Annotated in this window: 25 protein-coding genes and 1 pseudogene; 10 read left to right on the top strand and 16 right to left on the bottom strand. The window is 70.5% G+C overall.

What is annotated here, in order from left to right:
* Positions 1-53: 53 nt before the first annotated feature.
* Both G3I56_RS20915 and G3I56_RS20910 read right to left on the bottom strand, forming a co-directional pair.
* Positions 54-1,985, bottom strand: a complete 1,932-nt coding sequence (locus tag G3I56_RS20915) for an IucA/IucC family protein (protein WP_343240019.1) — start codon at positions 1,983-1,985, stop codon at positions 54-56.
* 151 nt (positions 1,986-2,136) lie between these two features.
* On the bottom strand, positions 2,137-3,570 hold the full coding sequence (locus G3I56_RS20910) for a diaminobutyrate--2-oxoglutarate transaminase family protein (protein WP_164411307.1): 1,434 nt from the start codon (positions 3,568-3,570) through the stop codon (positions 2,137-2,139).
* 355 nt (positions 3,571-3,925) lie between these two features.
* On the opposite strand from G3I56_RS20910, the gene G3I56_RS20905 reads away from it, so the two are divergent.
* Positions 3,926-5,158 (top strand): hypothetical protein, encoded by a 1,233-nt coding sequence (locus G3I56_RS20905; RefSeq protein WP_164411104.1) that lies wholly within the window; start codon positions 3,926-3,928, stop codon positions 5,156-5,158.
* 138 nt (positions 5,159-5,296) lie between these two features.
* On the opposite strand, the gene hflX is transcribed toward G3I56_RS20905, so the two are convergent.
* The 6 genes from hflX to miaA form a co-directional block, all read right to left on the bottom strand.
* On the bottom strand, positions 5,297-6,793 hold the full coding sequence (hflX, locus tag G3I56_RS20900) for a GTPase HflX (RefSeq protein ID WP_164411102.1): 1,497 nt from the start codon (positions 6,791-6,793) through the stop codon (positions 5,297-5,299).
* Positions 6,794-6,972: 179 nt separating this feature from the next.
* Positions 6,973-8,427 carry a M1 family metallopeptidase gene (locus G3I56_RS20895; protein ID WP_164411100.1) on the bottom strand — a complete coding sequence of 485 codons (1,455 nt, stop codon included), beginning with the start codon at positions 8,425-8,427 and terminating at the stop codon, positions 6,973-6,975.
* Between the two features lie 69 nt (positions 8,428-8,496).
* A complete protein-coding gene (locus G3I56_RS20890) occupies positions 8,497-10,737 on the bottom strand; it encodes an HD domain-containing protein (RefSeq protein WP_164411098.1) in 2,241 nt (746 codons plus the stop codon).
* A 298-nt stretch (positions 10,738-11,035) separates the two neighbouring features.
* Positions 11,036-11,905, bottom strand: a complete 870-nt coding sequence (dapF, locus tag G3I56_RS20885; protein WP_164411096.1) for a diaminopimelate epimerase — start codon at positions 11,903-11,905, stop codon at positions 11,036-11,038.
* 24 nt (positions 11,906-11,929) lie between these two features.
* Positions 11,930-12,421 carry a hypothetical protein gene (locus tag G3I56_RS20880; protein ID WP_164411305.1) on the bottom strand — a complete coding sequence of 164 codons (492 nt, stop codon included), beginning with the start codon at positions 12,419-12,421 and terminating at the stop codon, positions 11,930-11,932.
* 108 nt (positions 12,422-12,529) lie between these two features.
* Entirely contained in the window at positions 12,530-13,468 is a 939-nt protein-coding gene (gene miaA / locus G3I56_RS20875; RefSeq protein WP_164411095.1) for a tRNA (adenosine(37)-N6)-dimethylallyltransferase MiaA, read from the bottom strand.
* A 181-nt stretch (positions 13,469-13,649) separates the two neighbouring features.
* On the opposite strand from miaA, the gene G3I56_RS20870 reads away from it, so the two are divergent.
* Positions 13,650-13,925 (top strand): hypothetical protein, encoded by a 276-nt coding sequence (locus G3I56_RS20870; protein ID WP_164411093.1) that lies wholly within the window; start codon positions 13,650-13,652, stop codon positions 13,923-13,925.
* 23 nt (positions 13,926-13,948) lie between these two features.
* The gene (locus tag G3I56_RS20865; RefSeq protein WP_164411091.1) at positions 13,949-14,218 is read left to right on the top strand and encodes an antitoxin; all 270 of its coding nucleotides are present in this window, start codon (positions 13,949-13,951) and stop codon (positions 14,216-14,218) included.
* 117 nt (positions 14,219-14,335) lie between these two features.
* On the opposite strand, the gene G3I56_RS20860 is transcribed toward G3I56_RS20865, so the two are convergent.
* From G3I56_RS20860 to miaB, 3 genes are read right to left on the bottom strand one after another with little or no spacing between them, the layout of a single operon-like run.
* Complete coding sequence (locus G3I56_RS20860; protein WP_164411089.1) at positions 14,336-15,055, bottom strand: class III extradiol dioxygenase subunit B-like domain-containing protein; 720 nt, start codon at positions 15,053-15,055, stop codon at positions 14,336-14,338.
* Between the two features lie 34 nt (positions 15,056-15,089).
* A complete protein-coding gene (locus G3I56_RS20855; RefSeq protein WP_164411087.1) occupies positions 15,090-15,359 on the bottom strand; it encodes a hypothetical protein in 270 nt (89 codons plus the stop codon).
* A 46-nt stretch (positions 15,360-15,405) separates the two neighbouring features.
* Positions 15,406-16,935, bottom strand: a complete 1,530-nt coding sequence (gene miaB, locus G3I56_RS20850) for a tRNA (N6-isopentenyl adenosine(37)-C2)-methylthiotransferase MiaB (protein WP_164411085.1) — start codon at positions 16,933-16,935, stop codon at positions 15,406-15,408.
* A gap of 92 nt (positions 16,936-17,027) precedes the next feature.
* Here miaB and G3I56_RS20845 point away from each other — a divergent pair, with 92 nt between their 5' ends.
* A complete protein-coding gene (locus G3I56_RS20845) occupies positions 17,028-17,240 on the top strand; it encodes a hypothetical protein (RefSeq protein ID WP_164411083.1) in 213 nt (70 codons plus the stop codon).
* A 93-nt stretch (positions 17,241-17,333) separates the two neighbouring features.
* Here G3I56_RS20845 and G3I56_RS20840 read toward each other — a convergent pair whose 3' ends face one another.
* Together G3I56_RS20840 and G3I56_RS20835 are read right to left on the bottom strand one after the other, a co-directional pair.
* Entirely contained in the window at positions 17,334-18,026 is a 693-nt protein-coding gene (locus G3I56_RS20840) for a M24 family metallopeptidase (protein WP_164411082.1), read from the bottom strand.
* Positions 18,027-18,140: 114 nt separating this feature from the next.
* Complete coding sequence (locus tag G3I56_RS20835) at positions 18,141-18,569, bottom strand: hypothetical protein (protein ID WP_164411080.1); 429 nt, start codon at positions 18,567-18,569, stop codon at positions 18,141-18,143.
* A 138-nt stretch (positions 18,570-18,707) separates the two neighbouring features.
* On the opposite strand from G3I56_RS20835, the pseudogene G3I56_RS20830 reads away from it, so the two are divergent.
* The 4 genes and pseudogenes from G3I56_RS20830 to G3I56_RS20815 all read left to right on the top strand — a co-directional run bounded on the left by G3I56_RS20830 (position 18,708) and on the right by G3I56_RS20815 (position 21,739).
* Positions 18,708-18,940, top strand: a pseudogene (locus G3I56_RS20830) (TOBE domain-containing protein).
* A gap of 35 nt (positions 18,941-18,975) precedes the next feature.
* Positions 18,976-19,797 (top strand): molybdate ABC transporter substrate-binding protein, encoded by an 822-nt coding sequence (modA, locus tag G3I56_RS20825; RefSeq protein ID WP_164411078.1) that lies wholly within the window; start codon positions 18,976-18,978, stop codon positions 19,795-19,797.
* A complete protein-coding gene (gene modB / locus G3I56_RS20820; protein ID WP_164411076.1) occupies positions 19,794-20,666 on the top strand; it encodes a molybdate ABC transporter permease subunit in 873 nt (290 codons plus the stop codon). Before modA ends, modB begins: the two co-directional genes overlap by 4 nt.
* Positions 20,663-21,739, top strand: coding sequence for an ABC transporter ATP-binding protein (locus G3I56_RS20815; RefSeq protein WP_164411074.1), 1,077 nt, complete (start codon positions 20,663-20,665; stop codon positions 21,737-21,739). The genes modB and G3I56_RS20815 overlap by 4 nt, the downstream gene beginning before the upstream one ends.
* Positions 21,740-21,788: 49 nt before the next feature.
* Here the strand turns inward: G3I56_RS20815 and G3I56_RS20810 are convergent, their stop codons facing one another.
* Complete coding sequence (locus tag G3I56_RS20810) at positions 21,789-22,220, bottom strand: MazG nucleotide pyrophosphohydrolase domain-containing protein (protein ID WP_164411072.1); 432 nt, start codon at positions 22,218-22,220, stop codon at positions 21,789-21,791.
* A 128-nt stretch (positions 22,221-22,348) separates the two neighbouring features.
* Here G3I56_RS20810 and G3I56_RS20805 point away from each other — a divergent pair, with 128 nt between their 5' ends.
* The gene (locus G3I56_RS20805; RefSeq protein WP_164411070.1) at positions 22,349-23,347 is read left to right on the top strand and encodes a TAXI family TRAP transporter solute-binding subunit; all 999 of its coding nucleotides are present in this window, start codon (positions 22,349-22,351) and stop codon (positions 23,345-23,347) included.
* 21 nt (positions 23,348-23,368) lie between these two features.
* Here G3I56_RS20805 and G3I56_RS20800 read toward each other — a convergent pair whose 3' ends face one another.
* Together G3I56_RS20800 and G3I56_RS20795 are read right to left on the bottom strand one after the other, a co-directional pair.
* Complete coding sequence (locus G3I56_RS20800; RefSeq protein WP_164411068.1) at positions 23,369-24,781, bottom strand: HAMP domain-containing sensor histidine kinase; 1,413 nt, start codon at positions 24,779-24,781, stop codon at positions 23,369-23,371.
* Between the two features lie 9 nt (positions 24,782-24,790).
* A complete protein-coding gene (locus tag G3I56_RS20795; protein ID WP_164411066.1) occupies positions 24,791-25,477 on the bottom strand; it encodes a response regulator transcription factor in 687 nt (228 codons plus the stop codon).
* 327 nt (positions 25,478-25,804) lie between these two features.
* Here G3I56_RS20795 and G3I56_RS20790 point away from each other — a divergent pair, with 327 nt between their 5' ends.
* Positions 25,805-26,581 carry an amino acid ABC transporter ATP-binding protein gene (locus G3I56_RS20790; RefSeq protein WP_164411064.1) on the top strand — a complete coding sequence of 259 codons (777 nt, stop codon included), beginning with the start codon at positions 25,805-25,807 and terminating at the stop codon, positions 26,579-26,581.
* Positions 26,582-26,689: the final 108 nt, after the last annotated feature.

Here is a 26,689-nt window from a genome sequence, read left to right as displayed (position 1 = left end):
GTGTTCCTCAGGGGTGAAAGGGAGTTGGCGGCGTCAGAGGCATGTTGGTGACGTCAGCGATGAAGGGGGTTGGCGATGCTGACATAGACGGACTGGGTGTCGACCGGGCCGACGAGCTCGTCGAGGCCGTGCAGCCGGGTGAGCAGGTTGGCCTTGCAGCGCAGGACGGGTGAGTCCAGCAGACGGCCGGGCAGGGACGTACGCAGTCGGGCGGGACCGGAGGCGACGTCTGTGAGAAAGCGCCGGAAAGCGGCCAGCAGAAGCTGTTCGTCGGCGAGGCGCTGGGAGCCGAACGCGCCGATGAGGCCGAGGACGTTGTTGATGCCGAGGTAGTAGGCAAAACGTTCGTCGGTGACCTCGTCGGAGACGAAGGTGTCGCTCCGGTCTCCGATGCCCGGCAGCAGGGCGTCGAGTTCGGCGCGCCGGGACTCGCGGAAGTAGAACCCCTGGTTGTCGCGGTAGCGGCCTCCCCGTGGCCAGCCGTCGGCGTCCAGCAGGACCAGGGTGTTCTGCTGGTGGGCCTCCAGGGCGATGCCCGCCTCGCTGTCCAGCCAGAGCACGGGTCGTACGACCTGTTCCAGGTAGCGCAGGAACCACTCGGCGGCGACGGCGGCGCGGGGGCGGCCGGTGCGGCCGGCGAGACGTGTGACGACCCCGGCCAGCCGGGACCGCAGGATCGGGCCGTCCGGTCGCCGGTCGGTCGTGGGGCCCAGGTGGGTGTGGGGCCGGGGTGAGACCAGTCCGGCGATGCAGGACACGTCGTCCGCCGGGTGGAACGGGTTGTGCCGGATCATCACGTCGAGGCCGGGGACGGGGCGGCCGTCCGGGCCGTCGACGGCGAGCCAGGCCGGGTCGCGGACGATGTCGAAGCCCGGGTGCGCGGACTGCCACCGCTTGGCCAGTCCGCAGCGCAGCAGTCGGTGCACCTCGACGCCCCGGTGGAGTTCCTTGCGGAGGTTCTCTCGCCGGGAGTTGGTGATGCGCAGTCCCAGCGAGAGTTTCAGCATCGCGGGGGCGCCCGAGCGGTGGACGGTGCGTACGGACGAGGTGGGGTGCCAGGAGGAGCCGTGGGTGCACAGGTCTCGGAGCAGGCCGGCCTCGAACAGGGCTGCGATCTCCGGGCGGTGGCGGGTCTCACGGATCTGCCAGGGGTGCAGTGGGAGGGCCGCGTAGCCGTCGGGCAGCGGCAGTTCGGCGCCGATGAGCCGCGCGGTGAGCTGCTCGGCGCGGATGGGGCGGCCCCGCTCGGTCCAGGCGGAGTCGGCAGCGAGTACGGAGGGGGCCACCGCCAGCCAGTGCAGCGGGAACGAGCCGCGCAACTCCGGTGAGTAGAGGCGGGCTTCGGCCTCGGCCAGCCCTTCACGGCTCTTCGGGGTCGGATGCAACGGGTGGCCGAGCAGCAGCGACTGCTCGGCGGCGAGAAAGAGGTCGGGCCCGTCGGCCGGCTGTGCACGGCGGTCACTGATGAAGGTGGCGGTCCGGCGGACGGAGTCGGCGACCCGTGCGACCAGGTCGACCGCGTCGGGTGGCAGGACCGAGGACACCGGCGAGGTCGGGGTATCGGGGGCGTCGATCGCCGCTGACATGCCGCCCGCGCGAGCCGAGGGTGCCTCGGTCACCGGGTCGACCCGGGCCGGCTTCGGACCGTCGTACGCCTCCCTCGCGAGCAGGGTCGCGACGGTGACCGCGTCGGCTGCCGGGGCTCCTGCGGGGGCGTCGGCCAGGTGGGGGAGGCCGAAGCGGTGCCAGCCGGTCGGGGACCAGTAGTGGACCGGGGCCAGCAGGGCGGTGCCGCTGGTGGGGAGGGGGATGCGGAGGGTGCCGTCGTCGGGGGCGGTGAGGTCGTTCTCGCGTACCCAGCAGCGCAGCAGGTTCTCGGTGGCGGCGGCCTGGGCGGCGGTGTGGGGGTCGAGGTGCTCCAGGAGGTCGGCCGTGGCATCGCGCGCCCACTCGGCACCGCCGGCTGTTCCCTTCTGGCGGGGCACCGTCTCTCTCCCGGTCCGGAAGCCGCGCGCGGGGGTGGGGTGGGAACGGCCTTCGGGTACGGGGGTGCTGTTCAAGACCATTCCTCGTGAGGTTGTGCGAGTGCGCGTGCGGGCGGCGAACCGGGTTGGTACGAACGGGCGTTGGACCTGGCTACCCCGCTCGCTCGGCGTGGGTGGTGTGCGGGCGGCCGGAGTCGGTGTGGCCGCGTGCCACCGCCGCCACCGCGTCGGCCAGCCGGTCGAGTACCGCGGCGGCCTGTTCGTCGGTGATGGTCAGCGGCGGCAGCAGGCGGACGACACTCGCCCGGCGTCCGCCGAGTTCGACGATCAGGCCCCGGCGCAGACACTCCCGCTGTACGGCGGCGGCCAGTTCGGGCGCCGCGGGACGCGGCCCACCGTCGGCCGGGGCGGGGAAGACCTCCGGATCGGGGTCTCGGTCGCTGTCGTCGGAGTCTGCGGCGGCCCCCGCACCCGGCTCCGCCCCCGGTTCGACCAGTTCGACCCCGATCATCAGGCCCCGGCCGCGCACATCGCCGATGATCGGGAACTCCGCGGCCAGCCGTCGGAGCTGGGAGAGCATGCGGGTGCCCAGGGTGGCCGCGCGTTCGGCGAGTCCGTGTTCGCGGACGTACGCCAGGGTGGCCGTCCCGGCGGCCATGGCGAGCTGGTTGCCGCGGAACGTGCCCGCGTGGGCGCCGGGCTCCCAGACGTCGAGGTCGTCGCGGTAGACCACGACTGCCAGCGGCAGGCTGCCGCCGATCGCCTTGGACAGCACCATCACGTCCGGGGTGACCCCGCTGTGCTCCACAGCCCAGAACGTGCCGGTGCGGCCGACGCCCGTCTGGATCTCGTCGGCGATCAGCGGGATCGAGCGGGACTCGGTGATCCGTCGCATGCGCCGCATCCAGGCGTCCGGAGCGGGAATCACCCCGCCTTCGCCCTGGACGGGTTCGAGGATCATCCCGGCGGGCAACGGCACGCCCGACTTGGTGTCGTCGAGGACGGACTCGGTCCAGCGGGCGGCGAGTTCGGCGCCCTGGGCGCCACCCATCCCGAAGGGGCAGCGGTAGTCCTGCGGGAAGGGCAGCCGGGCGACCCGTACGTCGGTCGCGTGGCCGGAGGCGCCGAGCGAACCCGCGGTCATGCCGTGGTAGGCGCCTGTGAAGGCGAGCATGCCGGTGCGGCCGGTCGCGGCGCGCACGAGCTTGAACGCGGCCTCGACCGCGTCCGTCCCGGCCGGTCCGCAGAACTGCACGCGCGCGTGGTCGGCGAGTCCGGGCGGCAGGGTGCGGAACAGCTCGGTGATGAAGGCGTCCTTGACGGGGGTCGCCAGGTCGAGGACGTGCAGCGGCGCTCCCGAGTCGAGGACCTTGCGGATCGCCTCCAGCACGACCGGGTGGTTGTGGCCGAGGGCCAGTGTCCCCGCGCCGGAGAGGCAGTCGAGGTAGCGGCGGCCGTCGGCGCCCTCGATCGTCAGCCCACGTGCCCGTACGGGGACGATCGGCAGGGCGCGCGCGTAGGTGCGCGCCGCCGATTCACGCGCCGACTGGCGCCGCAGAATCCCCTCGTACGCCCCCGTCTCCATGGACTCCCGCAGCCCCAATGCCCCAACTCCCCGCTGTTCCACTGCTCTGCCGTCCCGCCGAGCACCAACTCGGCGATAGACCCCTCCCGTTACCAACACCCTGTGCACCGCAGGAGTCACGGGTCGACTCAAGATCCTTGCCGGGAAGGTGCCGTCGCCCCAGCACAACGGGAACAGCACTCCGGGAACAGCCGTGGCAAGGCGTCACATCGGTAGCCCGGTGGACGATCCGCAGACCCGCCCGCCCGTAGCGAAACCGTTGCCGTTCCAGCGGATGCGCTCCACAGCGACCGCATAGTGTGTGATGCCGAGCGGGGACAGCACACGGTTCGACCACGCCAGGGGGAGTCAGATCATGCGACCCATACGCCCACCCTTCATCGCCCGGGACGGGAGGGGCGCGCGCCGCGGGACCTCCCCCGTGCCGGCCGTCGTAGGCCTGGCCGTGGCGCTCACGCTCGCCGCCACCGCCTGCGGGTCCGGCTCCGACTCCGGGGGTTCCGACGCGAGCGGGCAGTCGTCCGCCTCCGCGACCGACGACGGTGCCGGGAAGATCACGATCCCGGACGGGCTCAGGGACAAGCTCAAAGAGCACGGGATAGACATCGACAAGTGGAAGAACGGCGCCTGGAAGAACTGGGACAAGGACGACTGGCTGCGCGAGGCCGAGGACTACGTCAACCCGATCATCGAGGGCCTCTGGGACACGGACCGGATGCGGGACGCCGACGACCCGGAGAAGAGCGTCGACACCAACGACCTCACCGGCGACCAGGGCGTCACCGACCCGACGCCGCGGGCGGTGAAGGCCAGGGCCGTGCCGCCCGCGTACCACGCCAGCGCGCCCGAGGCGGGCAAGGTGTTCTTCGACGCCCCCGAGGGCACGATGGTCTGCTCGGCGACCGTGGTGGAGGACCCCGCTCACCCCGGCAAGTCGAACCTCGTCTGGACCGCGGGTCACTGCGTGCACGCCGGCAAGAAGGGCGGCTGGTACCGCAACATCGCCTTCGTGCCGTCGTACAACAACGCGGGCAGGTCGAGCGCCGAGGTGGAGAACACGCCTCGCGCGGAGGTCGCTCCCTACGGCGTCTGGTGGGGTGACTGGACCCAGACGTCCGACCAGTGGATCGCGCAGGGCGGTTCGACGGGCGGCGACGGGGCACCGTACGACTTCGCGGTCATCCATGTGACGCCGGAGAAGGGCGGAGGCGGCAAGTCATTGGAGGAGACGGTCGGTTCGGCCCTCCCGGTGGACTTCGACGCGCCTGCCGTGTCTCAGGTGGGAAGCATCACGGCGACCGGGTATCCGGCGGCGGCGCCGTTCGACGGCGAGACGATGTACCAGTGCAAGGACGAGCCGGGCCGGCTGTCGATCCTCAGGTCGGATCCGACGATGTACCGCATCGGATGCACCATGACCGGCGGTTCCTCCGGCGGCGGCTGGGTCGCCACGGGCTCGGACGGCAACCCGGCCCTCGTCTCCAACACCTCGATCGGCCCGGTGAGTTCGGGCTGGCTGGCGGGCCCGAGGCTGGGCAAGGTCGCGAAGGGCGTGTACGACGAGGTGAGCGGCAAGTTCGCCCGTTAGCAGGGAGGGTGGCCCCCCATGCCGGAGGCATAAGGGGGGCCACCCAGGGGCGCGGGGCCCTGACCTTTGCGGCTCCGCCGCGTGGGCGCGACCAGCCACATCGCGCCCGCAGACGACGATGCACCCGCCCGGTGGAGCCTAAAGCGCAGCTGCCGCCGGAACGTACGGCGACAGATCCGCCGCCAGTTCCTCGTGCACCCGCGCCTTGAGCAGCGTGCCCTCCGCGGTGTGCTCCTCGGAGATCACCTCGCCGTCGGTGTGGGCACGGGCGATCAGGTTGCCGTGGGTGTACGGCACGAGCGCCTCGATCTCGACCGAGGGCCGGGGCAGCTCGTTGTCGATCAGCGCGAGCAGTTCGTCGATGCCCTGACCGGTGCGGGCGGACACGGCGATCGAACGCGTCTCCATCCGCATCAGCCGCTGAAGCGTCAGCGGGTCGGCGGCGTCCGCCTTGTTGATCACGACGATCTCGGGTACGCCGGTGGCGCCGACATCCCTGATGACCTCGCGCACGGCGGCCAGCTGCTCCTCCGGGGTCGGGTGCGAACCGTCCACCACGTGCAGGATCAGGTCGGCGTCACCGACCTCCTCCATGGTGGAGCGGAACGCCTCGACCAGGTGGTGCGGCAGGTGCCGGACGAAACCGACGGTGTCGGTCAGCGTGTGCAGCCGTCCGCTCGGGGTCTCGGCCCGGCGCACGGTCGGGTCGAGGGTCGCGAACAGGGAGTTCTCGACCAGCACGCCCGCGCCCGTGAGGCGGTTGAGCAGCGAGGACTTGCCGGCGTTGGTGTAGCCGGCGATGGCGACCGAGGGCACCTTGTTGCGGCGGCGCTCCTGGCGCTTGATCTCGCGGCCGGTCTTCATCTCCGCGATCTCCCGGCGCATCTTCGCCATCTTCTCGCGGATCCGGCGCCGGTCCGTCTCGATCTTGGTCTCACCGGGACCACGGGTGGCGAGGCCGCCGCCCTTGCCGCCGCCCATCTGACGGGACAGCGACTGACCCCAGCCGCGGAGCCTCGGCAGCATGTACTGCATCTGCGCGAGCGCGACCTGTGCCTTGCCCTCGCGGGACTTGGCGTGCTGGGCGAAGATGTCGAGGATCAGGGCCGTACGGTCGATGACCTTGACCTTGACGACGTCTTCGAGGTGGATCAGCTGGCCCGGGCTCAGCTCACCGTCGCAGATGACGGTGTCCGCGCCCGTTTCGATGACGATGTCCCGCAGTTCGTTGGCCTTGCCGGAGCCGATGTAGGTGGCCGCGTCGGGCTTGTCGCGGCGCTGGACGACGCCGTCGAGCACGAGCGCGCCCGCGGTCTCCGCGAGGGCGGCGAGTTCGGCGAGCGAGTTGTCCGCGTCCCGCACGGTTCCCGTGGTCCAGACGCCGACGAGCACGACCCGCTCCAGACGGAGCTGGCGGTACTCGACCTCGGTGACGTCCTCGAGTTCGGTGGAGAGGCCCGCCACGCGGCGCAGGGCCGCGCGCTCGGAGCGGTCGAGCTGGTCGCCGTCCCGCTCTCCGTCGATCTCGTGGCTCCAGGTGACGTCCTCTTCCATCAGGGCATCGGCCCGAAGACCTTCGGGGTAGGTGTGCGCGAGGCGCTCAGTGTCCTGGGAAGGGGAAGAAGAGGAGGTCATTGGGTCCTTACGTCGATGGGGTCGCGTGTGCGGCGACGGAGCGTGCCCCGTCACTGACCACAACGCACGAGCGTCCCGGGAGATTCCCGGAATCCGTCCCGCGAGGCCGGGGGCAGTGCCGCCGACCTGAAGATGGTCGCACGGCACGCCCCGTCTCGTCACGGTGTTATTCCGTGGCGCTATGTCGTGGGCGCGACGGACTTCCAGTCGGGGTGCCCGGGCATCGGCGGCGTCTTCTCCGCGTACAGCCACGCCTGGAAGAACGCGCTCAGATCGCGCCCGGCGATACCGGAGGCGAGGCGCTCGAAGTCTGCGGTGCCCGCGACACCGTCCTTGTGGAGGCCGACCCACGCCTCCTCCACCCTCTCGAACGCCGGGCGGCCGATCTCCTGGCGCAGGGCATAGAGGGCGAGGGCCGCACCGTCGTAGACGTTGGGGCGGAAGATGCCGATCTTCTGGCCGGGCTTGGGCGGCTTGGGGGCGGCCGGTGGTCCGCCGGCGGCCCGCCAGCGGTCGGAGGCGCCGTACGCCGCCTTCATGCGGTCCACCAGTTTCCGGCCCGCCTTCTCCTCCGCGTACAGGGCCTCGTACCAGGTGGCGTGTCCTTCGTTGAGCCACAGGTCGGACCAGGTGCGCGGGCTGACGCTGTCGCCGAACCACTGGTGGGACAGTTCGTGCACCATGATCGAGTCGACGTACCACTCGGGGTAGGCGGGTTCGGTGAACAGGTCTCTCTCGAAGAGAGAGAGTGTCTGTGTCTCCAGCTCGAAGCCGGTCGACGCCTCGGCCATGAGCAGCCCGTACGTCTCGAACGGGTAGCGGCCGACCTTGCTCTCCATCCACTCGATCTGCGCGGGCGTCTTCTTCAGCCACGGCTCGAGCAGCGCCCGGTCCTTGGTGGGCACGACATCGCGCAGGGGCAGTCCGTGCGGCCCGGCGCGGTGCACGACGGTGGAGCGGCCGATGGACACCTGGGCCAGCTCGGTGGCCATGGGGTGCTGGGTGCGGTACGTCCAGGTCGTGGCCCCACCGACCCGGTCGACGCCGGTGGGCAGACCGTTGGCCACCGCGGTGTAGCCGTTCGGGGCGGTGACCCTGATGGTGAACATCGCCTTGTCGGAGGGGTGGTCGTTGCACGGGAACACCAGGTGCGCGACATCGGCCTGGTTGGCCATCGCGAGCCCGTCGTTCGTCCGCACCCACCCACCGTCCCGGGCAGCCGGCGACACAGGGTTGCTGGTGTGCCGCACGGTGATCCTCATCCAGCTCCCGGCGGGCAGCGGTTCCCTGGGCGTCACCACCAGGTCCTCGCCCGCGCTGGTGAACGACGCCGGCTCACCGTCGACCTCGACCGACCCGACCGTGCCGTGGGCGAAGTCGAGGTTGATCCGGTCGAGCGGCGTGGTCGTCCAGGCGTCGATGGTCGTGACGGCGGACAGCGGCTTGGTGTTGGTGCCGGGGTAGCTGAAGGCCAGGTCGTACGACGCCACGTCGTACCCGGGGTTGCCCAGGTGCGGAAAGAGGCGGTCGCCGATGCCCAGGGGTGCCGCGGGGGCACTCGCGGCGACGAGGCAGACGGAGACGGCGGAGGCGAGCAGCGCCGACGTGAACCGGGTACGGGGGTTGAGCAGCATGCACCACCGCTACCAGCGTCCACCCGCCGGAGGGCGACGACTCGCGCCGGGCCCACCCGAACGGGTGCCTCAGGGAACCGCCACGTGATGCTGCGCCCGGCTCACGTCGTACACACCCGGCACGTTGCGCATGGCCCGCATGAGGGCCGGAAGGTGCGCCGCGTCCGGGAGTTGGAGCGTGTAGGTGTGGCGTACGCGCTGCTGGCTGGGGGGTTCGACGGTCGCCGAGACGATCGCGACGCCCTCCATGGCGATGGCTTCGGTGAGGTCGGCCAGCAGATGGGGCCGCCCGAACGATTCGGCGACCAGGGTGACCCGGGCCTCGGTGGTGTCCCCCCAGTGCACGCCGACCTCCGCGCGCCCCGTGCTCTTCATGTGCGCCACCCCGGCGCACTCCACCCGGTGGACGGTCACCACTCCCCCGCGCACGGCGAAGCCGGTGACCTCGTCGGGCGGTACGGGCGTACAGCAGCCGGCGAGCCGTACGGTCGCGCCGGGCTGGTCGACGACGGCGGTCGCGGCGGGGTCGGCGGACTCCGGACCCTCCTGGGCCGAGCGGGCGTCGACGGCCGCGCGAGCGGCCTCGGCGGTGGCCTCCTCGGCTTCCGAGGGGTCACCGGAGGACCTCGCCGGCACGTCCGCCGGATCCCGGTGCGCCGGATGGGCGGCCAGCCAGCGCTGGATGGCGATCCTGGCGACGGGTGTGTGCGCGTGCTCCAGCCACTTCCTGGAGGGCTCGGAGGCCGGGTCCTGCCCCATGAGGAGCTGGACCGTGTCGCCGTCCCGCAGGACCGTGCTCAGCGTCGCCAGCCGGCCGTTGACCCGGGCGCCGATACAGGCGTGCGCGTCCTCGCCGTACAGCGCGTACGCGGCGTCCACGCAGCTCGCGCCCTCGGGCAGGCCCAACGAGCCTCCGTCGGCCCGGAAGACGGTGATCTCACGGTCCTGGGCGAGGTCCTCGCGCAGGGTGGACCAGAAGGTGTCGGGGTCGGGCGCGGCCTCCTGCCAGTCGAGGAGACGGGACAGCCAGCCGGGCCGGGTGGGGTCGATGCGCTCGCCGTCGGCGTCGAGGTCGGCGCGTGCCCCGTCGCCGGCGGTCTGCTCCTCCGAAGGCGGAGCGTAGGGATTACCGAGCGCGATGACGCCGGCCTCGGCGGCCTTGTGCATCTGGTGGGTACGGATGAGGACTTCGGCGACCTGGCCGTCCCCCCGGGCGACGGCGGTGTGCAGCGACTGGTAGAGGTTGAACTTGGGTACGGCGATGAAGTCCTTGAACTCGGAGACGACGGGCGTCATACAAGTGTGGAGCTCGCCCAGTACGCCGTAGCAGTCGGCGTCCTCGTTGACGAGCACCAGGACCCGCCCGAAGTCGGAGCCGCGCAGCTGGCCGCGCTTGCGTGACGCCCGGTGCAGGGACACGAAGTGCCGGGGCCGGATGAGGACTTCGGCCTGGATCCCCGAGTCGCGCAGTACCGCGCGTACCTCGTCGGCGATCTCGGCGAGCGGGTCGTCCGCGCGGGAGGCGTTGTCGACGATCAGCTCCCGGGTGTGCCGGTACTCCTCGGGGTGCAGGATCGCGAAGACCAGGTCTTCCAGTTCGGTCTTGAGCGCCTGGACGCCGAGCCGTTCGGCGAGCGGGATGAGCACGTCCCGGGTGACCTTGGCGATGCGTTCCTGCTTCTCGGGGCGCATCACACCCAGGGTGCGCATGTTGTGCAGCCGGTCGGCGAGTTTGATCGACATCACGCGGACGTCGTTCCCGGTGGCGACCAGCATCTTGCGGAAGGTCTCGGGCTCGGCGGCGGCGCCGTAGTCGACCTTCTCCAGCTTCGTCACACCGTCGACGATGTAGCGGACCTCGGCGCCGAACTCCTCGCCGACCTGATCGAGCGTCACGTCGGTGTCCTCGACGGTGTCGTGGAGCAGAGACGCCGTCAGGGTCGTGGTCTCCGCGCCGAGTTCGGCGAGGATCAGGGTCACGGCGAGCGGGTGCGTGATGTACGGCTCGCCGCTCTTGCGCATCTGGCCCCGGTGCGAGGACTCGGCCAGGACGTAGGCCCGGCGAAGCGGTTCCAGGTCGGCGTCGGGGTGGTGGGCGCGGTGCGCCTCGACGACATGGCCGATGGCGTCGGGCAGCCGGTCTCGGGTCGCGGAGCCGAGGAAAGCGGCCCTGCCCAGTCGGCGCAGGTCGATCCTGGGGCGGGTCCGTCGGCGGGGCGCCTGGGCCCCGTCCTGTTCCAGCGAGGCCGCGAGCTTGGGCGAGGACGTCACAGCACCTGGGCTCGCGGGATTCGTGGCCTCCGCACTCATGGGCACCTCCGGCTACCTGGACCGGCGGACGGGATGCCCCATGGCGGACGACGGCTCAGGGGATGGCGTTGTTCCCCCGTCCGGGCCGGTGCTTGATGCTACCGAGCCCACCACGCGCGACTGACCACCTCTCGTCGAGCGTGAAACGGATCACCCATTCGAGCGACAAGTCAGACACCTATGTCGACGAGCCATCAGAGCCGAGATCAACCCTGCATTCAAGACGCAACGGACCCAGTGATCTTCATTTCCATGACCCACGAGACATGCAGCCTGCGATATCAAGCGATGGACCGCTTCAGTTCGCCGCGATTTCCAGCCACTCGGCATCGATCTCGCCCTCGGCGACGATCACCGCGGGACCCGTCATCTCGATCTCGCCGTCGGCGCTCTCGGTGATCACCAGGCGCCCGCCGGGCACATCGACGGTGTACGTCACCGGCGTCCCGGTCACCGCCGGGTCGGCGCCGTCGCGCCGGGCGGCGGCCACAGCGACGGCACACGCGCCCGTGCCGCACGAGCGGGTCTCACCGGACCCGCGCTCATGCACGCGCAGCGCGACGTGTCGCGGGCCCCGGTCGACCACGAACTCGACGTTGACCCCGTCCGGGTAGACGGAGGCCGGGCTGACCGGCGGCGCGGTGAACAGGTTGCCCGCGTGCGCGAGATCGTCCACGAAGGCGACCGCGTGCGGGTTGCCCATGTTCACGTTCCGCGCGGGCCAGCTGCGCTCGTCGACACGCACGGTGATCTCACCTTCGGGGAGGAGCGCCTTCCCCATACCGACGGTGACGTCGCCCTCCTTGGCGATGTGTACGCGCTTCACGCCCCCGCGTGTGGCGACGGCGATGTCCCCTTCGGTCACCTGTCCGGCCCGCTGGAGGTAGCGCGCGAAGACCCGCACCCCGTTGCCGCACATCTCCGCGATCGAGCCGTCACCGTTGCGGTAGTCCATGAACCACTCCGCCTCGGCCGCCATACCCTTGGCCTCGGGATGCGCGGCGGACCGCACGACGTGGAGCAGTCCGTCACCCCCGATGCCCGCACGACGGTCACACAGGGCGGCGACGGCGGCCTGGGGGAGGTCGATGACGTTCTCGGGGTCGGGGACGATCACGAAATCGTTCTCGGTCCCGTGCCCCTTGAGGAAGGCGATCCGCGTGCTCATTCCCCGATCGTACGGCGTCGAGCCCTACCGCAGACGGGCCACTCGCAGGACGGCCAGCGCGATGACGACGACGACCACCACGACATACGCCGACACGATCCGCCAGTCCCGCCGGGGGGTGTCACCCAGCCCTGGAGCCGTGTAGCCGACCCGGCGGGCGGCCATCATGCCCCAGCCCGCCGCGCATGAGCAGATGAGGAGCCCCAGCATGGCGATCACGGCTCCGCTGTCGCCGAAGTCGAACGCCAGCGGGAAGGCGAACATCAGGGATCCGAGGGCTGCCAGGACCACGATCGGGGCGAGCTGCCAGATGCGCAGACGGCGCTGCGGCCGGAGTTCGACCTCGACCTCGGGCCCGAGGAACATCTCGTCCGGTTCGGGTCCGTCGGCGGTCACGCCGCCCTGTGTCTCGTCGGGCCCGTCGGGGCTCAGACGATCCTCGTCCCGTTCCGTTTCGCCACCGTCACCTGTGACGGGTCCCGCGCCTTGTGCGGTGTCGCGAGGGCCGGCTTCCATCGCCACGCGCCCTCCCAACTCGGACTCCACTTGGTCGATCGAAGCTCGATGATGGCACGGCGCCGGAGGCCTGGATGACGGCCTGAGCGTCCCGATGCCATGACGTGATCAGGCTGTGACCGGTCGTTCGACCAACGCCAGTGCGAGGTGCGGAAGTTCTGTGAGATCCGACGCAGCCCCACTCAACCAGTGCACCCGGGGATCGCGCCTGAACCACGAATCCTGACGGCGCGCGAAGCGCTTGGTGGCGCGCACGGTCTCGGTACGCGCGTCGTCCTCGCCGCACTCCCCGGCGAGCGCCGCGAGCACCTGCTGATAGCCCAGCGCACGCGATGCCGTGAGCCCCTCGCGCAGGCCGTGCGCCTCCAGCGCGCGCACCTCGTCAACGAGCCCCGCCGCCCACATCCGGTCGACCCGGCGGGCGATGCGTTCGTCCAGCTCGGGGCGGGACACGTCGACGCCGATCTGCACGGTGTCATACACGGAGTCGTGGCCCGGAAGGTTGGCGGTGAAGGGCTTGCCGGTGATCTCGATGACCTCCAGGGCGCGGACGATGCGGCGGCCGTTGCTGGGCAGGATCGCCTGGGCGGCCTCGGGGTCGGAGGCGGCCAGCCGGGCGTGCAGGGCGCCGGAGCCGCGCAGGGCCAGCTCCTCCTCCAGGCGGGCCCTGACCTCGGGATCGGTGCCGGGGAACTCCATTTTGTCGACGGCTCCCCGGACGTACAGACCGGAGCCGCCGACCAGGACCGGCCAGCGCCCCTCGGCGAGCAGCGCGTCGATCCGTTCACGTGCGAGGCGCTGGTACTCGGCGACGCTGGCCGCGACGGTGACGTCCCAGATGTCCAGGAGGTGGTGCGGAATTCCGCCGCGCTCCCCGGGCGTCAACTTGGCGGTGCCGATGTCCATCCCTCGGTAGAGCTGCATCGAGTCGGCGTTGACGACCTCGCCGCCGAGACGCTGAGCGAGAAACACGCCCAGATCGGACTTTCCGGCCGCGGTGGGGCCGACGACGGCGATGACTCGTGGGGTGGGGGCTGCGCTGCTCACCGCCACAGTCTCGCAAACCCCGGACGCGTCCTCGAACGAGCGACGTGACGGCGGCGATCCGGGGTCGTTGCCAGTTGCGAGGTTCGCGCCGCCGGATACGGGAGGCGGTGACGGGGGCGACGCAAACGGACGCACCGGGCAACGCGGGATTTCGCCCGCACGAGTAACGTATGGAGTGGATATGGGCGTTTTTGCACGACTTCTTGGACGGTCGAAGACCACGGAGGAGACGTCGACCGCCGACGAGCAGACCGTCGTAGTGACGGACGGGCCGGCGGCGGAGGAGACGGAAGCGGCGAAGGGGTCGCCCGAGCCCGGCAGCGGTGCCGAGACGGAGATCACGGCGGAGAGGACGGAAGCCGTGACCGTCCCCGCCACCGAGGGCGTCGAGATCCCCAGGCAGCAGTCCGCCGAGGAGGCCGCCGACAGCGAGGCCGGCGAGGGCGCCCGCAGGTAACCGCCCGTGAGGGAAGGCGAAAAATGGGTCTGCTGGACAATCTGAAAGCGAAACTCGCCCCGGCCAAGGAGAAGGTCGCGGACTTCGCGCACCAGCACGAGGGCCAGATCGAGCGAGGCCTCGACAAGGCCGCGAAGGTGGTCGACGAGAAGACCAAGGGCAAGTACAGCGACAAGATCCATACGGGCACCGGCAAGGCGAAGGGCGCCGTGGACCGACTCGCGCACAAGGACGGTGGCACCCCGGACGACACGTTCACGCCGCCACCGGACACACCGCCACCGGCTTCCTGACCGGCGCGAACGACAGAACAACACATCGACGGACGGCCGCGGAGCCCACATTCCCGGCCGTCCGCCGCGCGACGGCTACGGCTACGGCGACTGCTACTGCTACTGCTACTGCTACTGCTACGACCAGGCCGCGACCACGTACCCCACGCCGTACGGAGCGTCCTCGTACAGCAGAGTGCCCGCGAGGTCGGTGTTCTCGGCCGCTCCCGCGAGGACCTGCCAGGGCGCCCGGCCGGAGACCTTCAGTTCGTACGCCAGTTCCGCGTCCAGGGCCTTGAGTGCCGCCACGTCCGCCGAACCGAGCGCCCGTGCGATGTCCGCGTCGAAGCCGGCCGCCCGCTCGTCCAGGTACCCGGGCGCCTTGAGTGTGCGGCAGGCGCTGGCGTCGCCCATCACCAGCAGGGCCACCCTCTCCGGCCGCCCGCCGATCTCCCTCCCGGCCGCGATACACCGCTCGGCCGCCAGCGGCTCCCCCACGCCCAGGCCCTCCACAGGCGCCTGGGACCAGCCGGTCCGCTCCAGCAGCCAGGCGGCGACAGCGAGCGACAGCGGCAGCTCCCGGTCCGCCGCGGCCGGTCCGGCACTCTCGGTACCCAGGCGTACGTCGAGGTCCACCCCGAAGCCGCGGAACGAGCCCCGGGTGCCCTCCGGGTGCGGTCCGCGCCCGCTCCGTCCGGCGGGCCCGACGACCAGCAGGCGGTCGGGTCGGGAGGCCGCGAGCACGCCCAGCGCGTCCGTGCAGGCGGCGCGCGCGGTGTCCAGCTCGGGTGCGGCTTCCGCGGCAACGTCGGGGACGAGGAGCGGCGGACAGGGGCAGACGGCGGCGGCGACAAGCATGATCGGCAGGGTAACCCCGGAGGACGGCTCGGTGTCAGTCCTCGATCAGCACGTCGGTCAGGTCGATGACCGTGAGGAGGAGCACCACGAGCTTGCCGTCGCTGATCACGTACTCGATGAAGAGGTTGCGCGAGAGGGCGATCTCACGCGTTGTCTCGTCACCGCGGACGGAGTGGGAGAGCTTGTGCCGCGGGTCGGTCACCAGTATGGCCAGGCCACGCTCCAGCACGTCACGCCGGTCGGCGGGCAGGCTGTCGCGCACATGGGCGGCCTCTTCGGTGAACGCGACTCTGTACGGCAACATGTGATGCTCCTTTCCACCCGCTCTCCACCCGCATTGTGGCAGCACGTCAGTCGCAGCCGCAGCCGCTCCCCGTAGCCACCGGCAGCGGAGCAGGCGCCCCGATTCCCGGCAGGCCCAGCATCACGCCTGTCGGCTTCGCGGCCTCCGCGGTGTTGCGCTTCTCCCAGGCGTCACCCGCGCGCGTGGGACGCACGTTCAGGGCGGCGCCCTCGGCGAGGAGGTGGTGCGGGGCGGCGTACGTGATCTCGACCGTGACCACGTCCCCGGGGCGCACCGCGGTGTCCGGTCGGGTGAAGTGGACCAGGCGGTTGTCGGGGGCGCGGCCGGAGAGGCGGTGGGTGGCGCCGTCCTTGCGGCCCTCGCCCTCGGCGACCATCAACTCCAGGGTGCGGCCGATCTGCTTCTTGTTCTCGTCCCAGGAGATCTCCTCCTGGAGGGCGGCGAGACGCAGGTAACGCTCCTGGACGACTTCCTTGGGGATCTGGTTCTCCATGGTGGCGGCAGGAGTGCCGGGCCGCTTGGAGTACTGGAAGGTGAACGCCTGCGCGAACCGCGCCTCGCGCACCGCGTGCATCGTCTGCTCGAAGTCCTCCTCGGTCTCCCCGGGGAAGCCGACGATGATGTCCGAGGTGATCGCCGCGTGCGGAATGGCGGCCCGCACCTTCTCGATGATCCCCAGGTAGCGCTCCTGGCGGTACGAGCGGCGCATCGCCTTCAGGATCGTGTCCGAGCCGGACTGCATGGGCATGTGGAGCTGCGGCATCACGTTCGGTGTCTCGGCCATCGCGGCGATGACGTCGTCGGTGAAGTCACGCGGGTGCGGGGAGGTGAAGCGGACGCGCTCCAGGCCGTCGATCTTGCCGCAGGCCCGCAGCAGCTTACTGAAGGCCTCGCGGTCACCGATGTCGGAACCGTACGCGTTGACGTTCTGGCCGAGCAGGGTGATCTCGGAGACGCCCTCGCCGACCAGCGCCTCGATCTCGGCGAGGATGTCGCCGGTGCGGCGGTCCTTCTCCTTGCCGCGCAAGGCCGGGACGATGCAGAAGGTGCACGTGTTGTTGCAGCCGACGGAGATCGACACCCAGGCCGCGTACGCGCTCTCGCGCCGCGTCGGCAGCGTGGACGGGAACGCCTCCAGCGACTCGGCGATCTCCACCTGCGCCTCCTCCTGAACGCGCGCGCGTTCGAGCAGGACGGGCAGCTTGCCGATGTTGTGCGTACCGAAGACGACGTCCACCCAGGGTGCCCGCTTCACGATGGTGTCGCGGTCCTTCTGCGCGAGACAGCCGCCGACGGCGATCTGCATCCCGGGGCGCTTCGTCTTCATCGGGGCGAGCCTGCCGAGGTTGCCGTACAACTTGTTGTCGGCGTTCTCCCGCACGGCGCAAGTGTTGAAGACGACGACGTCCGCGTCACCGTCCGCGTCCTTGGGAGCGCGTACGTAACCGGCGTTTTCGAGCAGACCGGACAATCGCTCGGAGTCGTGGACGTTCATCTGGCACCCGTAGGTGCGGATTTCATACGTGCTGGTTCTCTGAACGTCCACTACCGGGCTCCGGTCACTGCTGCTGGTCATGTTTCAAGAGTAGGCGGTCGTGAACGGGGTCCCATCTCGGCAGGGCGACCCGCTCGACGCTGCCGCAGGAGAGGAACGGGAGGAACAGGACGATGAGGCAGGCAGTGGCGCGCTGGTGGCCCACGACACGATCGGTTCTCGCCTGGTGGGTGTGTGTCACGCTCGCTCTGTGGCTGTTGGGCGAGGGTCTCGGTCAGTCTGCGGGGCTCGCCCCCTGCGCCGCGTCCGCGGGGTTGCTGGTGGCGGTCGGGGAGGCGGGCGACTGGCTGCGACGGCGGTGGAACGCGCGCCACAGCTCCGGCTGAGTCCTGGCATCCCACGCCACTCCGGGTTCCCGCCGACCCGCGACCGGTCTGTCCGGCCGCCTGGCCGGCTCTCCACGAAACCGGGGTGGCGGATCAGCCGAGGGTGAGCAGTTCCTCGTAGAAGCCGCCGAACTCCCGTTCCCGGTCGATGAGATGGATCTCCAGGATCCAGTGGCAGGAGCGACCTGCCTTGTCGGTTCGCCGCAGTGGGGTGTCGTTGGCGGGGGCGATGTACGACTCCGTGTCCGCGCCCTCGATCCACTCGTGCGGGAATTCGCCGACCAGGTGCCCTGCGTGCCAGCCGCCCAGCTCCCACCCGGCTTCCTGCGCGAGCCTTTCGATCTCGGCGTACAGCCGTGCGCCGGTGATGTCCCGGTCGGCTTCGAAGAAGCGGCGGCCCGCCTCGAAGACCTTCGGCAGGTCGTCGCGCAGCCGGTGCTTGACCGGGTCGTCGCCCAGCACGAACGTCCGGCCGAAGTCGGCCTCGTACTCCTCGAAGATCGGGCCGAAGTCGGCGAACACGATGTCGTCCGCGCCGATCAGCCGGTCCGGCGGGTTCTCCCGGTAGGGCTCCAGCGTGTTGGATCCGGAGCGCACGATCCGCTTGTGCCAGTGCCGGGTCGTGCCGAACAGTTCGTTCGCCAGGTCCCGGACGCGGTCGCTGACCGCCCGCTCGCCCTCGCCCGCCGCGACGAGCCCGCGCTTCTCGATCTCCGTGAAGAGCCGTTCGGCGTTGGCCTGGGCGTCCAGCAGCCGTGCCGCTCGTGTGGGTTCGTCGTCCGCCATGGGCCCGAAGTTAGGCTGCCGGATCGTTTCTCGGCAACCGGGATCGGCAACCGGGAAGGACGGGTGTGCTGGACGGGGCTCACCGCGCTCCTCTCCGCAAGGCCATGGCCCGGTTCACGCCCACGCGCGGTAACCCTCGTCCACGCGGATCGCGTCGATCCAGCTGATGTGTCGCGCCCCGCGGAGGAGCACGGGAGCACATCCGAAGTCCGGGTCTATCTCCGCCCAGGACAGCAGGGCGTGGTGGCCGTCCGCACCGGCCACGGCGATCGGGAAGCGCGGGCGGTCCTTGCGTCGGGCGGGGTCGAAGCCCGGCTCAGCCGCCGACAGCACGTCGTACAGCAGCGGCCCGGTGAAACGGTGGTGCCGGACGCCGCTGGTGACGCACTCGAAGCTGGCGTCGGCCTCGCGCCGGGGCCAGGCGAGCAGGTCGGGCACCGTCAGCCGGGACGGCCGGGCCAGGTCACCGGCGAGGGTGAGTTCCGCCATCGGAACGGCGACCGTACCGGCGGCTGTGCTGGCGGCTGCGAGGGACTGACTCACGGGCTACCACCTCCCGGATGACCGCACCCAGGCCCACCTTCCATGCAAACGCACATGCCACCCTGACAGATCACAGCTCCGGCTCATGCGAAGCCACAGGAGACTTTCTCCTTGCATCTGCGGCATTATCATCAACGCATGCACACCTACCGGATCGGGGACGCCGCCACCCTGCTCGGTGTCAGTGCCGACACCGTGAGGCGGCTGGTCGACGGCGGGACACTCACCGCCGAACGGGATGAGCGGCGCTGGTCAGCCGCGAGTCGGCCGATGAACTGAAGCTGGAGCCCGGTGTTCCGGCGGTTGCAGTGATCAAGTCGACCGACGTGGTCGTCGAAAGACCCTGGAAGGTCCGCCAGGACCGCAGGTGATTGTGTCCGTCAGGACCAGAGGGAGCAGACCCGTGATGACCCGTACCGCGCGCCGGACCCGTCGGACCCTGCAGGTGACCGGTGCGGGCGTCGCCGCGCTGCTGACCCTGAGCGCCTGCTCGTCGTCCGACGACTCCCCGTCGGCGAAGTCGGACCCGTCCGCATCCGCCTCGGACAAGGTGTCCGGCACGGTGACCGTGTTCGCCGCCGCCTCACTCAAGGAGAGCTTCACCGCCCTGGGCGAGCAGTTCGAGAAGGCGCACCCGGGTACGAAGGTCACCTTCAGCTTCGGCGGTAGCGACTCCCTCGCATCGAGCATCACCGGCGGCGCCCCCGCCGACGTGTTCGCCTCTGCCAGCCCCAAGACGATGAAGATCGTCACGGACGCCGGGGACGCCTCCGGCACGCCCGCCACCTTCGTCCGCAACCAGTTGGAGATCGCCACTCTGCCGGGCAACCCCGACAAGATCGCGTCGTTGAAGGACCTCACCAAGTCGAGCCTGAAGGTCGTGCTGTGCGACAAGACGGTGCCCTGCGGTGCCGCCGCGCAGAAGGCCCTCGGCGCCGCCAAACTGAAGCTCACCCCCGTCTCCTACGAGCAGGACGTCAAGGCCGCCCTGACGAAGGTCGAGTTGAAGGAGGCCGACGCGGCCGTCGTCTACAAGACCGATGTGCACGCGGCGGGTGACAAGGTGGAGGGTGTGGAGTTCCCCGAGTCCGCCGGCGCCATCAACGAGTACCCGATCGTCCAGCTCAAGGACACCCAGAACGCCGACGCCGCCAAGGCGTTCATCGCGCTGGTGCAGTCCGCCGAGGGGCAGAAGATCCTGACCGAGGCCGGGTTCCTCAAGCCGTGACCCTTCCGACCGACAAGTCCGGCGCCGCGACCGACACCCTCAAGGGCGGTCCGCGGCGTCGGCGTGTCCGGACGGGCGGACGCGGCGTCGGCCAGGGCGTGCCACTCGCACTGCTGGTGCCCGCGCTGATCGGCCTGGCGTTCCTGCTCGTGCCGCTGATCGCCCTGCTCGTACGGGCCCCGTGGCGCGGCCTGCCCGACCTGCTGAGCAGCGCCGAGGTGTGGCAGGCGCTCCAGCTGTCCCTGCTCTGCGCCACGGCCGCGACCGCGGTGAGCCTGGTCGTCGGTGTGCCGCTGGCCTGGCTGCTGGCCCGGGTCGAGTTCCCCGGACGGGGCCTCGTACGGGCTCTGGTCACCCTGCCGCTCGTGCTGCCGCCGGTGGTCGGCGGTGTGGCGCTGCTGATGGCACTCGGCCGCAACGGCATCGTCGGGAGGTCGCTGGACTCCTGGTTCGGGATCACGCTCCCGTTCACCACCGCCGGGGTCGTGGTCGCGGAGGCGTTCGTCGCGATGCCGTTCCTGGTCATCAGCGTCGAGGGCACCCTGCGCGCAGCCGACCCGCGCTTCGAGGAGGCCGCCGCAACGCTCGGCGCCTCCCGCTTCACCGCGTTCCGCCGGGTCACCCTCCCCCTGATCGCGCCGGGCATCGCGGCGGGCGCGGTACTGGCCTGGGCGCGGGCACTGGGCGAGTTCGGCGCGACGATCACCTTCGCGGGCAACTTCCCGGGCCGAACCCAGACCATGCCGCTCGCCGTGTACCTGGCCCTGCAGAGCGACCCGGAGGCCGCCATAGCCCTCAGCCTGGTCCTGTTGACCGTGTCCATCGCGGTGCTGGCGGGCCTGCGCGACCGTTGGATGACAGCAGGATGACCGAACCACGTCACTCAGCCGCCGACCCGGCCCTGGACGGCCTCGACGCCCACCTCGTCGTCGAGCGCGGCACCTTCCGTCTCGACGTGGCGATGCGCGTCGCACCCGGCGAGGTCGTCGCACTGCTCGGCCCGAACGGCGCCGGAAAGACCACCGCCCTGCGCGCCCTCGCCGGCCTGACGCCGCTCACCGATGGCCATCTGCGGCTGGACGGCACGGCGTTGGAGCGTACGCCGCCGGAGTCCCGACCGGTCGGCGTCGTCTTCCAGGACTACCTGCTCTTCCCGCACCTGACCGCCCTGGACAACGTGGCGTTCGGGCCGCGCTGCCACGGCTCGACCAAGGCGGAGGCGCGTGCGCAGGCCGCCGAGTGGCTGAACCGCCTGGGACTCGCGGATCACGCCGGTGCCAAGCCGCGCAAGCTGTCCGGCGGCCAGGCCCAGCGCGTCGCTCTGGCCCGCGCCCTGGCGACCCGCCCCCGCCTGCTGCTCCTCGACGAACCGCTCGCCGCGCTGGACGCCCGTACCCGCCTGGAGGTGCGCGCCCAACTCCGGCGCCACCTGGCCGAGTTCGAGGCCGTCGCCGTCCTGGTCACGCACGACCCGCTGGATGCCATGGTGCTGGCGGACCGGCTGGTGGTCGTAGAGGACGGCCGGGTCGTCCAGGAGGGCACCCCCTCCGACATCGCCCGCCACCCCCGTACGGACTACATCGCCCAGCTGGTCGGCCTCAACCTCTACCGGGGCCTGGCCGACGGCCACACCGTCCGCCTCGACGACGGCCCTTCCATCACCACCACCGAGGCCCTGGTCGGCCCGGTCTTCGTGGCGTTCCCGCCGAGCGCGGTCACCCTCTACCGCGACCGTCCGACCGGTGCCAGCGCCCGCAACCTCTGGCGCTGCGAGGTGGCCGGCCTGGAGAGCCACGGCGACCAGATCCGTGCCGACCTCACCGGAGAGCTACCGCTGGCCGCGGACCTGACCACGGTCGCCGCCGCCGAACTCGATCTGCACCCGGGCGCGGAGGTCTGGGCGACGGTGAAGGCCGCGCAGACCCACGCCTACCCGGTCTGAGGATGCGCCCGAGCCGAGCCTCACCCGACAAGGGCAGGCCGTACGCGGGTCACCCCTCCCCCGCGTTCCAGCCCTGACGGCGCAGGACGGCTCCGACGTCCGGGGCCCGGTAGTGGTCGCCCTTGAGCACCTTGCCGTCGGCCCTGCGGGCGACCAGGCCGTCGGGGCCAAGCTTCGTCATGTTGGCGCGGTGGATCTCCGCGATCACCGCGTCGAGGTCGACCCCGTGGACCAGGGCCGTGCCGTACGCGACGTACACGACGTCGGCCAGCTCGTGCGCCAGCCGGTCCAGCGGGCCCGTGACCGCTACCTCGGCCACCTCCGCCGCCTCCTCCGCGAGCAGCTCGCCCCGGTGCGCCGCGAGCTGCGGGGAGACCTCGGCGGGCGTACCGCGGGTCTCGAGGCCGAAGGCGAGGTGGAACTCCCGGACGAGGTCGGCGGGAGAGGAAGGGGAAGCGGAAGGAGAGGTACCGGGGCGCATGCGGTGACTCTAGCGACCTCGCGGCGGCGCTCCGGGTGCCGATCCGATCGTCGTACGGACGGGTACGGCAGATACCCCTCTCCCTATTTCCTGGTCAGCACGGGGGCCGTACTGGCAGGATCTCGCGCATGTTGAAGGTGCTCCCCAGGATCCGCAGGCGACAGGCCCTCATGGGCTCGGCCGCCGCTTTCGTGGTCTTCGGGCTGCTGCTGTGGTGGCTGCTGCCGCTGGACGAGGACCCTCCGGCCGGGACGATCACGTTCAGCACCGGGTCTCCCGCCGGCGTCTACCAGCAGTACGGCTCGGGGCTCAGGACTGCGTTCGCGAAGGACATGCCGCACCTGGACGTACGACTGCTGAACAGCCAGGGGTCGCAGGAGAACGTCGAGCGGGTGGCCACGGGCGACGCCGACTTCACCATCGCGGCGGCCGACGCGGTGGAGACGTACAAACTCAGGAAGCTGCCGGGGGCCGACACCCTGCGTGGGGTCGCACGCCTGTACGACGACTATGTACAGCTGGTCGTACCGCGCGACTCCAAGATCTCGACCCTCCAGGACCTGCGGGGCAAGCGGGTGGCCATAGGGCTGGAGAACTCCGGCGTACGGCTGATCGCGGACCGGGTGCTGGCCGCCGCCGGTCTCGACCCGGCCAAGGACATCAAGCCCTTCGCCGACGGCATCGACACCGGGCCCGGGCGGCTCAGGAAGGACCAGATCGACGCTTTCTTCTGGTCGGGCGGGCTGCCCACGAACGGTCTGGTGCAGCTGGCGAAGGACTTCCCCTTCCGCTTCGTCCCGATCGACGCGGACCTGGTCACCAAGCTGCACGAACAGGGCGGAGCCTCCCGCTACTACCGGGCCACCAACATGCCCGAGTCGGCCTACCCGTCCATCCAGGACGGCTCGACCGTGGCGACGCTCGCGGTGTCCAACCTGCTGATGACGCGCGAGGACGTGGACCCGAGGCTCACCGAGTGGCTGACCCGGTCGGTGATCAACAGCCGGGACCGCATCGGCGCCGACGTCCACTCGGCGCAGCTCGTGGATCTGCGGACGGCCATCTACACCGACCCGTTGGCCCTGCACAAGGGCGCCCGGCGCTACTACCGCTCGGTCAAGCCGTAGGGCCGGTCGCGGCACGGGGCCTCAGGACGCCGGGCCCGACCTCGGCACCCGCACGGTCACCTTCAGTCCGTGCGGTTCGTGATGGTCGTACGCGATCGTGCCGCCGCCCGCTGCCAGCAGCACCCGGGAGATGGACAGGCCCAGGCCCGAGCCCTTGACGTTCTGATGCCTGCCGCTGCGCCAGAAGCGGTCGCCGATACGAGCGAGTTCGTCGTCGGTGAGGCCCGGGCCGCCGTCGGTGACCATGACGGTCGAGGTCGCGCCGTTCGACGCGACCGACACCTGCACGCACTCGTCCTCGGGCGTGAACTTCACCGCGTTGTCGATCACCGCGTCCAGGGCGCTGGACAGCGTGACCGGGTCCGCCCACGCGGTGGTGGCCGGGCAGTCACCGACCAGGCGTACGCCCTTGGCCTGGGCCAGCGGGGTCCAGGCCGCGACGCGCTCGGCAGTCAGCGCGCCGATGTCGGTGAGCGCGAGGTCCGCCTCGGCATGCTCGGCCAGCGCCAGGTCGAGGAGGTCGTCCAGGACCTCGGCCAGGCGTTTGCCCTCGGTCTGGACCGAGGCGATCTCCTCGTTTCCCTCCGGCAGTTCGAGTGCGAGCAGTTCGATTCGCAGCAGCAGCGCCGAGAGCGGGTTGCGCAGCTGGTGCGAGGCGTCGGCGACGAAGGCACGCTGCTGTTCCAGCACGTCCTCGACGTTGTCCGCCATCTCGTTGAACGACCGGGCCAGCCGTCTGAGTTCCGGCGGCCCGCCGGCCACCGCGACCCGGGACTTCAGGCTGCCGGTCGCGATGTGGTGCGTGGTGGCGTCGAGGACGCGTACGGGCCTGAGCACCCATCCGGTGAGGCGCAGCGCGGCGCCCACGGCGAGGAGCATCGCGGCGATCTCGCCGGCGCCGATGACGATCCAGCCGTGCAGCGTCCGTGAACGCATCTGCCCGGTGGGCGAGTCGGTGACCACGACGGCCACGACGTCGCCGTCCCGGATGACCGGCGACGCGACGACGAGCCGGTGTTCCTGCCAGGGCCAGACCTGTTGCGGATCGTGGCTGCGACGGGAGAGGAGCGCCTCGGCGAACGCGTCACGCACCTCACCCGTTTCCGGTAGGTACCAGTCGGTCGGCGCGTTGGCCATGGGTGCGTCGTTGCGGTAGAAGACACCGGAACGGATGCCGTAGACGTCGTAGTAGCTCTCGAGTTCCCGTTGGAGGGTCTCGCCGCGCTCGTCGGTGTCCACGTCCTTGACGCGGGACCCGGTGGGCCGGTCGGTGACGAACTGGGCGAGCGCCGCGAAACGCGCGGTGTCGTCGATCCGGTCGACGACGACCGTCTGCTGCTGGGCGGCGGCCACGCTGATGGCGAGCGGGATGCCGAGCGCGAGCAGGACGGCCGCCATCAGGACGATGAGCAGGGGAAGGAGACGTGTGCGCACCCGTACCCGCTACCGCGTCGGGGCGACGAGCCGATAGCCCACGCCGCGGACGGTCTCGATCAGCGCCGGCATGCGCAACTTGGCGCGCAGGGAGGCAACATGTACCTCCAGGGTGCGGCCGGTCCCCTCCCAGCTGGTCCGCCAGACCTCGCTGATGATCTGTTCGCGGCGGAACACCACTCCGGGACGCTGCGCGAGAAGGGCGAGCAGATCGAACTCCTTGCGGGTCAGCTGGACCACCGAACCGTCCACGAGGACCTGCCGGTTGGACAGTTCGATCCGCAGCGACCCCAGGAGCAGCGCGTCCTCCCCAGCCTCGGCGGCGTCCTCGTGGACGGTGCGCCGGCTGACGGCGTGGATCCGGGCGAGCAGTTCCCCGGTGTCGTACGGCTTCACCACGTAGTCGTCGGCGCCGAGATTGAGGCCGTGGATGCGGGAGCGGATGTCGGAGCGCGCGGTGACCATGATCACGGGGGTGTTGGTGCGCTTGCGGATCTTGCCGCACACCTCGTACCCGTCCTGGTCGGGCAGGCCCAGGTCGAGCAGGACCACGCCGAAGCCGTTTCCTTCCGGGACGAGCGCCCGGAGGGCCTCCTCGCCGCTGCGGGCGTGCGTGACGTCGAAACCGTGCCGCGCCAGGACCGCGGAGAGCGCGGCGGCGACATGGTTGTCGTCCTCGACGAGGAGCAGTCTCATCGCGACCCCCTTCGGTTCATGGGCTTCATGTGCTTCATGGGCGTCGGTTCATGAGCTTCGGTCCGTCGGCCGTGCGTGCGGTTTCGACTTGTACACCACATGCGGTGCCCCAGCGGAGTACACCATGTGGACACACGCACGCGCGCGCCTGGTTCCGGCTGCGGAACGCTTCCGTTATCCAGCCGGTACACCTCTTTCGGAGGACGCCACAAAGCGTGTTGACCTGACATCAGATCGTTATCCTCAAGTTCCCCTCAGATGTGGTGACGCTGGTCTCACGAGGTCACTACTGTCCTCCGAAACCGAGCAGGACGGAGCCAGCAAGCCATGACCGAAGTATCGATGGCCAAGGACGACGTGGCCGCGACCGGCGATCTGGTCGTCCTGAAGAGCGTCAACAAGCACTTCGGCGCGTTGCACGTGCTCCAGGACATCGACCTGACCATCGCCCGCGGCGAGGTGGTCGTGGTCATCGGACCTTCCGGGTCCGGTAAGTCCACCCTGTGCCGTGCCATCAACCGTCTGGAGACCATCGACTCGGGAGACATCTCGATCGACGGCAAGCCGCTGCCCCAGGAGGGCAAGGCACTGGCCCGGCTGCGGGCCGACGTCGGCATGGTGTTCCAGTCCTTCAACCTGTTCGCGCACAAGACCGTGCTCGAGAACGTGATGCTGGGCCAGATCAAGGTCCGCAAGGCCGACAAGAAGGCGGCCGAGGAGAAGGCCCGCGCCCTGCTCGACCGGGTGGGTGTGGCCACGCAGGCGGACAAGTACCCCGCACAGCTGTCCGGCGGCCAGCAGCAGCGTGTCGCCATCGCCCGCGCCCTGGCCATGGACCCCAAGGTCATGCTCTTCGACGAGCCGACGTCGGCGCTCGACCCGGAGATGATCAACGAGGTCCTGGAGGTCATGCAGCAGCTCGCCCGCGAGGGCATGACCATGATCGTCGTCACCCACGAAATGGGATTCGCCCGTTCGGCCGCCAACCGAGTGGTGTTCATGGCGGACGGCCGCATCGTCGAAGAGGCTGTGCCGGACCAGTTCTTCAGCAACCCGCGCAGCGACCGCGCGAAGGACTTCCTGTCCAAGATCCTGCACCACTGAACCCACGCCCTCCCAGGGCCGGCGCCCAACTCGGCGCTTCCCGCAGCAGTGAAGGAATCCGTCTCGTGGACGGGTTCCGAAGCTCGGACGAACTGCGTCATCCGCACG

Origin of the sequence: Streptomyces sp. SID12488, assembly GCF_010548275.1 — a bacterium.
GTDB lineage: Bacteria > Actinomycetota > Actinomycetes > Streptomycetales > Streptomycetaceae > Streptomyces.
The sequence above is the reverse complement of the archived record's forward strand: the minus strand, read 5'-3'. Positions and strand labels throughout refer to the sequence as shown.